The 1,097-nt window shown below is 45.1% G+C and carries 2 tRNA genes and 1 rRNA gene; all 3 read right to left on the minus strand.

Annotated features, from left to right (window positions below):
- Nucleotides 1-580: 580 nt before the first annotated feature.
- Nucleotides 581-657: transfer RNA gene (locus ACXAG2_RS20825), tRNA-Ile, on the minus strand.
- A gap of 2 nt (nucleotides 658-659) precedes the next feature.
- A tRNA-Ala gene (locus tag ACXAG2_RS20830) sits at nucleotides 660-735 on the minus strand.
- Between the two features lie 80 nt (nucleotides 736-815).
- Nucleotides 816-1,097: ribosomal RNA gene (locus tag ACXAG2_RS20835) — 16S ribosomal RNA — on the minus strand; the annotation flags it as partial.

The raw sequence follows: 1,097 nt of genomic DNA on the forward strand, positions 1-1,097 counted from the left end.
CGCAGACTTACACGTCCTTCATCGCCTCTTACTGCCAAGGCATCCACCGTATACGCTTAGTCACTTAACCATACAACCCTAAATAGCTTCCTTAAGGTAAACCTTAAGTCGTTGTTTCTGCTTATTCACATGAGTAAGGAATAAGTGTTCACAACCATTCACTTCCGCCCAAAACGTGCGACACGTTGAAAGAATGGGTTTTAGCTGCCTAACCTCCGCCTTTTTATCCGGAGTCAGGTGTGCATCTAAGCACTGTTGTATGCATGACTGTCTAATCAATTACATTGCAGCTTACGCTGCGCCGTTGTCAGATAGAGTAGCTTTTGAAAGAACATCTTTTCGATATTCTCAGTTACTCAATTTGATTGATTACTAATATCAGCTTTCCAAATTGTTAAAGAACAGGTTTAGAGTAAAAAACCCTAATCAATACTTACTCAACCGAGTAAAAATTCATTAGGATTTGTATCTTTCTGACCAAGTGATTACTTAATACATCCAATCTTTTTCAGGCAAGGAAGATGAAACCGTAGTGTGCCCCGGCACATGAGGTTTTATCTGACGCCGCATGAGAAAGATTTGGTAGGCTTGGGCAGACTTGAACTGCCGACCTCACCCTTATCAGGGGTGCGCTCTAACCAGCTGAGCTACAAGCCTATTGGTGGAGCTAAGCAGGATCGAACTGCTGACCTCCTGAATGCAAATCAGGCGCTCTCCCAGCTGAGCTATAGCCCCATAAGACTTGGTCGTTCTTCATTAATAACAAAACAATCTGTGTGAACACTGCGCTAAAAGGCAATAAACGATTTTTAAGGTAAGGAGGTGATCCAACCCCAGGTTCCCCTAGGGTTACCTTGTTACGACTTCACCCCAGTCATGAAACACAAAGTGGTAATCGTCCTCCCGAAGGTTAGACTAACTACTTCTTTTGCATCCCACTCCCATGGTGTGACGGGCGGTGTGTACAAGGCCCGGGAACGTATTCACCGCAGTATGCTGACCTGCGATTACTAGCGATTCCGACTTCATGGAGTCGAGTTGCAGACTCCAATCCGGACTACGACAAGCTTTAAGGGGTCCGCTCCACATCACTGTCT

Source organism: Alteromonas sp. ABH4_456, from assembly GCF_056160645.1.